Raw genomic sequence first — 6,565 nt, forward strand, 5'->3', positions numbered from 1 at the left:
GTAGGTCATTTCCCCTTCTTCAACTTGACGTACAACTGACAATTTAAAGGATAAATTATAATTTCGTTGGGTACGCCTTGCTACAGTCTTTCTCAATATTTTCATAAATAAGTCGATTTACTGTCAACTTATTTCAGGACGGGACATTGCATAAAAAAAAGGGAACCTCATTTTTGAAGTTCCCTTTGTCTGCGGAGAGAGAGGAACTTGAACCATGACTCTCACATATCTTGAAATGCAATACTTTAAGCCTGTAAACGGTTTTTTGCTACACCTATTTCTACAACTAATGGATTGCTTTGCTTTTTATCAAAATGTATTCATTTGCTAGCATTTCAAAGATAATAAAATTGTTCATAATGCTTCGTATTTTATTAGTTTTGTCGACCTATAAAAAATCCAATTGAATATTATGAAGGATGAGTTAGAATTTCTGGAAAGGTTATTTTTTAACACATATGGACATGAATTACATAGCAGTGACATTGAATTGAAAGTCGATTTCATAGAAAAGGATGTTAGTGTTGACATGATTAATGAATTTGATCGAATTAAAAGCACTTATTTCGATATTGCAGGACGAGGGGTTTCTAATGATATAGTTCAGTCTATGTTTGAGTTTAGGGCAAAACGGTTAATAAACTTTAAAATTGAAATTGAAAAGAAAATCCAAGAAGCCATTAATGAACTGGTACTTCCTAATGAATCTAACTCTCTTGTGTACTACAATAATCTTTTGTTGACCTATGAAGGAGTTGTAGGTATATTAAGATTTATAACTGAGAGTTTATTTGTTTCATTAAATGATGTTTTACAAGAAGAATATCTCGAATTGAAGTATAGTAGGATTAATTTTGAGAAGGTGTTAGAATGGCAAAATGAGTTTAAAATTAAATATTCAAATGGAGATGATTTTGTTCAAGTTGATGGTATGACAATTGAATCAAAAGAATATTCTAGAACTATTAACCGAAGTAAAATTGAATTAGAAATTAAGAATCGCTTATTACAACCTTATAAAGATACTCCTTTAACAGAATCCAGACGTTTTGGTGAGTTTATTTCAGATATTAGAAAGCTAATAAATTTAGCTAGAAAAGATTCGGAAGAACAAAAGGCTCTTTATCAAGGAGTATTGAATACGTTGAAATCTATATTGAATAAAGATGATAAGCATGAGAGAGAGAAAGAAGCTTTGAATTTAATAATTGAGACTAATATTACTCCTGATCTAACAATAGAGTATTTTAAAGAATCAATTGATCTCTCAATATTTGGGAAGGATGAAAAAATAATTAAAGAGATTGTAACTGATTTCAAAACCAGATTGAATAAGATGAGAAATAGTCCTTCATATAGTGATTATCATCTATCTAATATTATGAAATTGGATACCATTACTTTGGATGAGTTAATTAAATATGTGGATGGAAAGCTTGTTAATTTAGAAAGTTTATCACTGAATACTGCTAATAATACTCCTGATTTTGGAAAGATTAAGACTCAACTTACAGTGGCAGAGATAGCACTATTGTTTAAATTACTAGTTGAAGAAAATATAGTTTCTATTTCAAAAAGGGAGCTTGGTAAATTAACAAAGCAGGTTGCAGCTACTTTTATTTCAAAACAAAAGGGTGATTTTAGTTTTAAATCAATTAGGAAGCATTATGATGCACCACGCAGTAGAACTATTGAAGAATGGGATAAAAAATTAGTTCGCTTAAGACAAGCTTTACAAAAATATTGAAAAAATATAGATGATCAATGTGAAGATTATCAGTAGGGTTACGATGGGGTTGTGCAACCCTATTGCAACCCTTTTTTTTGCTTTAGACTGCATATGTTTGCTTCCGAAATGATTCACCAATGGTTGGTGAGTTATAATTATTAAAATGAAAATAAATGAACGTCATTACCATGAGCAGCGATGCTTTCCAAAAAATCAACTCACAGCTAAAAAGCATGGAAGAAGCTGTTGAAAAATTAAGTAGAAAACACTTTTATCCACTTGAAGAAAGATGGCTCGATAATCAAGAGGTTTGTCAAACACTTCTTATAAGTAAACGAACCCTTCAAACTTATCGAGATAATGGTACTCTTCCATTCTCTCAAATTGGTTCAAAAATCTATTATAAGAGCTCAGATATCCAAGCTCATTTAGATAAGAACTACATACAATCCTTCAAGTAGGCTTTCTCAAAAAAGGAAGTTTCTCCTTTTAAATATTAACTAGTAAACGGGTAAAAGTACATATACTGCGAGGTAGAGAAGCTTCGTAAATAGGATAACTATGCCCTAAAATTCATAAAAAAGACATTATGACACTAGATCTAACTAGTAAAGTTACTAGTAAACTAACTAGTAAACCAGATATCCATTATCTAGATAACCAGATAAAAACTAAGAAACCAGAGTTTAGTTTCTTCAAGAAACCAATATCTAATACCATACCTTATAGAACTATTAATGTATTGGACGCCTATAATCTAATTAAAGGGCATTGGAATATTGTTAGCACCATAACCTTGCGGAAGCTGTGCGATCCTGAAAGAGCAAGAAAATTCAAAGCCAACCAGTTTAACTACGCCTGTTTCTCAGGAATATTTACCAAGCGTGGAGATAAATACCTAGTGCAGCATTCTAGTTTACTAGTTCTGGACTTTGATCATTTACTTCATGTGGATGAGATTAGAGGTAAACTATTAAATGATGAATATCTCGAAACGGTATTACTCTTTCGATCACCTTCAGGAGATGGCTTAAAATGGGTAATAGAAGTAGATATCTCGATATTGGATCACAAGAGCTATTTCAAAGCAGTTAGCAACTATTTAATGCAGACATATCAGTTGCAAGTGGATGGTTCAGGCAAAGACATTGGACGAGCTTGTTTTTTACCATATGATCCTGAGGTTTATATCAATCCCAAATATCTAGATCATGAAAAAAGAATTTAATCCATTTGAATGGCTAAAAGAAGAGAAGAAACCTGAAACTACTAATTATAGAAGTACCATTAGCCAATATCTCGATGATGATGAATCAAGGATTCAGAAATTGACATTAAAAATAGAGTCGAGTCATATAGATATTACTCAGGGATATGAAAATTGGAGAAATATCGGGTTTAGTCTAGCAGAAAGTATTGGAGAATCAGGAAGAAACTACTTCCACAGAATAAGCCGTTTTAATCCAGACTATAATAGAGAAAAATGCGATAGGCAATATACCAAATGCCTGAATTGTAAAGGTGGTGGAATTACTATTTCTACTCTTTTTTATCTGGCAAAGGTGAATGGGGTATTATTAAAAGCATAAGAATATGGATAATAAAGAACAGTTTCCGATACATGTTTTTCCAAAATCATTACAGGATTTTATTATTGAATCTTCTGAAGCTTTGAATTGTCCTATTGATTTTATTGCAATGCCTGTACTCTCTAGCTTTGGTTTAGCCATAGGGAGTAAGGCAGTAGCTGAAGTGAAAAAAGACTGGAAAGAATCGCCTGTATTATTTGCTGCAATTGTTGCAGAACCAGGAGCAAAGAAATCACCAGCTTTAAAAATGGGAACTATAGCAGTAGATGCTTTGCAAAAGGAATATGCAGAAGTTTATAAATCCCAGAAAGAAGCCTATAATAAAAATTTGGAAGCATATGATGAAGAGTTAGGCAAATGGAAAATGCTAACAAAAAAGGAACGACTAGAAAAAGAGAAACCCCAAAAGCCTGTTCCTCCAACTTTAGAACAAATAAAAACCAATGATGCTACTATTGAAGCTCTTTCTGGTTTGTTACAGAAACAACCTTTAGGTATTATTTTTATTCAAGATGAATTGGTAGGGTGGGTAAAAGGGATGAACCAATATAGACAAGGGAATGGTTCAGATCAGGAAAAATGGTTGTCTTTTTGGAGTTGTGCTGACACAATTATCAATCGTAAATCTGAGGATGAACCTCAATATTTAAATCGTCCTTTTGTTAATGTTTTGGGTTGCATTCAGCCAGATGTGTTAGATGAACTATCAAAAAGTAAGGATAACGGTTTTATTGATAGAATCCTATTCGCAATGCCACCACCAGTAAAACTCAACTATACAGAAAAAGAAGTTGATTTAACTTTGAAAGACTCTTTTATTAGGGCATTCAAAAAGACCTATTTTCATAAAGCTTCCGATGAGTTACCAATATCTGTAAAGTTCGCAAAAAGTACTCATGATAGATTTAGTGATTATTTAAATAATACTCTTTATGAGGAAATGAACTCAGATGAAACACCTTATTATTTAAGAGGGATTTTATCCAAGTTTGCAGGATATACTGTTCGTTTTGCTCTTATAATTGAAGCTTGTAAGTTTGGGTTTGGCGAAAGTGAATTCAAAGAAATTAGTTTAGATAGTCTGGAAAAAGCAATAGAGTTGACAACTTTTTTTAAGTCTCAGGCTGCAAAAATTCAGAATGTATTGCATAGCTCTACCATTGACAAAAAGATAAACCAGTCTATGGTTTGGATAAAAAAGCATGGAGGGATATGTAGTTTACGAGATATTTACACAAAAAAAGTTGCAGGTTGTAAGAATAAAACACAGGCTCAAAAGCTTGTTGATGAAATGCTAGATAGATCATTAATATCATTAGAGAAAAGAAAACCAGAAAATGGAGGAAAAGAATCAACTTTTATAATTCTTAAAGGCATCAAGCATCAACCGATTTAATAAGGTGTAATTAAGCTGAAATACACTATTTTACAATGATGTAGAAGAGGCATCAATCGAAGCATCAATCGATTTCCAATATTTAAAAGTTGGAGCGGTTGCTACTTCGGTTGATGCTTCTTTTTTAGTGAGTGTATATGTTGAATTACAGTGGTTAAAGTGTTGTTTTATTCGATTGCTGCTTGCAGCTATAGGAATGTGAATTTAGTTTTTGAATTTTTTTTAAAAGAATAATTGTGTGAGAAAAAAGAAAGTTCATTTTAGGAACACTCAATTGAATACATTAAATGAGTCAATATTCCTACATTCTTATATGTTTTGCTGTATGTCTCAAAGAGTATAGGCTAAAATGAATACAAACAAGTAGAGAAAGAAATTTTTATATCTGTTTTAAGCCAATTGTTATTTCAGACTTCGAGCAATCAAGACTTGAGTCAATGAAATATTGATTGGCTTTTTGATTATCTAGCCTTATAAAAGTTGAATTTTGTTATTCAATAAGATATTGTTAAATTCAATCTGTTTTTTGGACATAGATTACACAATAACGTTAGAAATTTACCCAAAGGTAAGAAACAGAATAATAACTTATAGAAATAAACAAATGCTTGATTTAGCATTACATTAGTGTTATATCACCATTGTGCCTCATTTTAATAGAAACAGCATGGAAGATGAAATTTTAATTAAACACTTACTCCTCGATAAAATTGCTGAATTGAAGAATACTAATGCTGTAAAGCTAAGCTCTTTGTTAAATTTAGATATTGATGTGTGTTATTCATATTGTGAAGAAATAAATTACGATGGATATATAGATTTCATCGACGCTTGTTCAATGGATGGAAAAGACGCATTAGTTACAATAAATGGAAAGGGGTTAATCTTCTTTAAAAACGGAGGTTATGAAATGGAATTATCTATTACTAAAAAAGAGTTCACAAGTGAATCTAGACGTAGCTTTCTTAAAACAACTTCAACTATTGTTGGGATTTTAACAGGAATATCAACGCTAATTCTAGGTCCTTTAGCTTTTATTCAAAATAGAGAAATTAATGAGTTGAAAGGTCAGATTAATGTTGTTCCAACACTTAAAAATGAATTAATTGGGAAATGGGTTAATCATTCAAACATTAGTAATTCTTATTACATATTTAGTAATGAAAATACATGGGAATACATTACATATGGTTCAGGTGAGAAAATAGTGTATAAGGGAGAATATCAACTTGGTAGAGATAACGGTGTATTCTTAAGGTCATTTGGTAGTCATCATTGGGGGCATGACAGCACATATATAGATATTAAAAGTTCCATAGGATCTAGCTATATGTTTATAAAAAACGATGAATTAATAAACAATCAAGAAGACTATGAGATTAAATATAGAAAGGTGAAATAAAACAAGGTGCAACAAAAGCTTAAATTAAAGGGTGGTGACACCGAACTTGATGATGTAACAAAAACAATAAACGCAATGCGGTTTTGATAAGGCGGTGGTTGAAAATCGTCCTCAAATTTTAGCAAAACCGTTAAGCGCAAATTAAAAAAAATGAAGTATCCCATTTTGAAAATACTATTTGCAGCATTTTTAATAAGCCTGACACTAAACAGTTTTGGTCAAGAACAAAAATCTATCAAGAGAAATAGTGATCAGATTAGTAAGATCCTTATACAGTTTTTTCCTTGTTTTATCGCTCCGACTCAACTTTTAGTGGATGTTTCAAACAAAGAATTGACTTTTTATAGGTTCGGTGGAAAAGAAAGATTATTACCACCTTCTCCGCCTGCAGATAGTTTAAAACCAGATTATGACCCCAATGTTTATGTGCAAAAATTTCCTATTAACAT

The 6,565-nt window shown here is 31.6% G+C and carries 7 protein-coding genes; all 7 read left to right on the plus strand.

The window, feature by feature from the left end:
* The first annotated feature begins 412 nt into the window (after positions 1-412).
* Positions 413-1,747 carry a hypothetical protein gene (locus tag ELS83_RS21260; protein ID WP_171597562.1) on the plus strand — a complete coding sequence of 445 codons (1,335 nt, stop codon included), beginning with the start codon at positions 413-415 and terminating at the stop codon, positions 1,745-1,747.
* A 155-nt stretch (positions 1,748-1,902) separates the two neighbouring features.
* Positions 1,903-2,190 (plus strand): helix-turn-helix domain-containing protein, encoded by a 288-nt coding sequence (locus tag ELS83_RS21265; protein ID WP_171597563.1) that lies wholly within the window; start codon positions 1,903-1,905, stop codon positions 2,188-2,190.
* A gap of 281 nt (positions 2,191-2,471) precedes the next feature.
* The gene (locus ELS83_RS21270) at positions 2,472-2,957 is read left to right on the plus strand and encodes a BT4734/BF3469 family protein (protein WP_171597564.1); all 486 of its coding nucleotides are present in this window, start codon (positions 2,472-2,474) and stop codon (positions 2,955-2,957) included.
* Entirely contained in the window at positions 2,941-3,318 is a 378-nt protein-coding gene (locus ELS83_RS21275; protein ID WP_171597565.1) for a PriCT-2 domain-containing protein, read from the plus strand. The genes ELS83_RS21270 and ELS83_RS21275 overlap by 17 nt, the downstream gene beginning before the upstream one ends.
* Before the next feature lie 4 nt (positions 3,319-3,322).
* Positions 3,323-4,714, plus strand: a complete 1,392-nt coding sequence (locus ELS83_RS21280) for a DUF3987 domain-containing protein (RefSeq protein WP_171597566.1) — start codon at positions 3,323-3,325, stop codon at positions 4,712-4,714.
* Positions 4,715-5,381: 667 nt separating this feature from the next.
* The gene (locus ELS83_RS21285; protein WP_171597567.1) at positions 5,382-6,116 is read left to right on the plus strand and encodes a hypothetical protein; all 735 of its coding nucleotides are present in this window, start codon (positions 5,382-5,384) and stop codon (positions 6,114-6,116) included.
* 150 nt (positions 6,117-6,266) lie between these two features.
* A partial coding sequence (locus tag ELS83_RS21290) for a hypothetical protein (RefSeq protein WP_171597568.1) occupies positions 6,267-6,565 on the plus strand: 299 nt, incomplete at its 3' end.

The organism is Marinifilum caeruleilacunae, from assembly GCF_013141825.1.
GTDB classification, from domain to species: domain Bacteria; phylum Bacteroidota; class Bacteroidia; order Bacteroidales; family Marinifilaceae; genus Marinifilum; species Marinifilum caeruleilacunae.

Excerpts from the sequence above, each read along its gene's own strand:
- ELS83_RS21275 (WP_171597565.1), top strand. The coding sequence starts at position 2,941 with ATGAAAAAAGAATTTAATCCATTTGAATGGCTAAAAGAAGAGAAGAAA.
- ELS83_RS21280 (WP_171597566.1), top strand. The coding sequence starts at position 3,323 with ATGGATAATAAAGAACAGTTTCCGATACATGTTTTTCCAAAATCATTA.
- ELS83_RS21260 (WP_171597562.1), top strand. The coding sequence starts at position 413 with ATGAAGGATGAGTTAGAATTTCTGGAAAGGTTATTTTTTAACACATAT.
- ELS83_RS21265 (WP_171597563.1), top strand. The coding sequence starts at position 1,903 with ATGAACGTCATTACCATGAGCAGCGATGCTTTCCAAAAAATCAACTCA.
- ELS83_RS21285 (WP_171597567.1), top strand. The coding sequence starts at position 5,382 with ATGGAAGATGAAATTTTAATTAAACACTTACTCCTCGATAAAATTGCT.